This window comes from Myxococcaceae bacterium JPH2 (genome assembly GCA_016458225.1).
Classification (GTDB): Bacteria; Myxococcota; Myxococcia; order Myxococcales; family Myxococcaceae; genus Citreicoccus.
Genome location: JAEMGR010000110.1, coordinates 1 through 996, shown reverse-complemented (window position 1 = coordinate 996; position 996 = coordinate 1). Strand labels below are relative to the sequence as shown.

The following is a 996-nucleotide window of genomic DNA, read 5'->3' as shown; positions in this document are numbered from 1 at the left end:
CTTCGCGCAGCAGCGTCTCTGGATCATCGATCAACTGGAGCCCGAGACTCCCGCGTACAACATCCCGTCCGCGTTGCACCTGCATGGCCGCGTGGACGTGGAGTCCTTGCGGCTCGCGTTCGAGGCACTCATCGAGCGCCACGAGTCCCTGCGCACCACCTTCGCCGAGCACGACGGCCAGCCTGTCCAGGTCATTCAGCCTCCCGCCCGCTGGGCCCTGGCGGTCACTGACCTATCGCACCTGCCTGAGTTCGAGCGCGAGGCCGAGGTTCGCCGCCGCGCGACGAATGAATCCTCTCAGCCCTTCAGCCTCGCGAGCGGCCCGCTGCTGCGTACCGCCCTGCTTCGCCTGTCCGAGGAGCACCACGTCCTCTTCGTGACGATGCACCACATCGTCTCGGACGGCTGGTCCATGGGCATCATCGTGCGCGAGCTCACGGCGCTCTATGAGGCCATCCGTGACGGTCGCAAGCCCTCGCTGCCGCCGCTGCCCATGCAGTACGCGGACTTCGCGGCGTGGCAGCGCGGCTGGCTCCAGGGCGACGTCCTCCAGCGTCAGGTCGACTTCTGGAAGCGTCACCTCGCTGGCGCACCTCCGCTCCTCGAGCTGCCCACCGACAAGCCCCGTCCCGCCGTTCAGGGAAACGCGGGCACCACGCTCTCGTTCTCGATCTCCAAGCCACTCACGGACTCGCTCAAGGCACTCGCGCGCCAAGAAGGCAGCTCGCTCTTCATGGTGCTCCTCGCTTCCTGGCAGTCGCTCCTCGCGCACTACTCCGGTCAGCTCGACATCTCGGTCGGTTCACCCATCGCGGGTCGCACGCGCGCCGAGACCGAAGGCCTCATCGGCTTCTTCGTCAACACGCTCGTCCTCCGCGCGCAGCTCACCCCGGAGATGACCTTCCGCGAGCTGCTCGCCCAGGTGCGCAACACCACCCTGGCGGGCTACGCGCATCAGGACGTCCCCTTCGAGAAGCTCGTCGAGGCGCTCCAGCC

Annotated in this window: 1 protein-coding gene; it reads left to right on the top strand. The window is 67.6% G+C overall.

The genetic code is table 11. The features are described 5' to 3' along the window. Positions 1-996: non-ribosomal peptide synthetase (locus JGU66_36330; GenBank protein ID MBJ6766244.1), on the top strand; the 996-nt coding region annotated here is incomplete at both ends.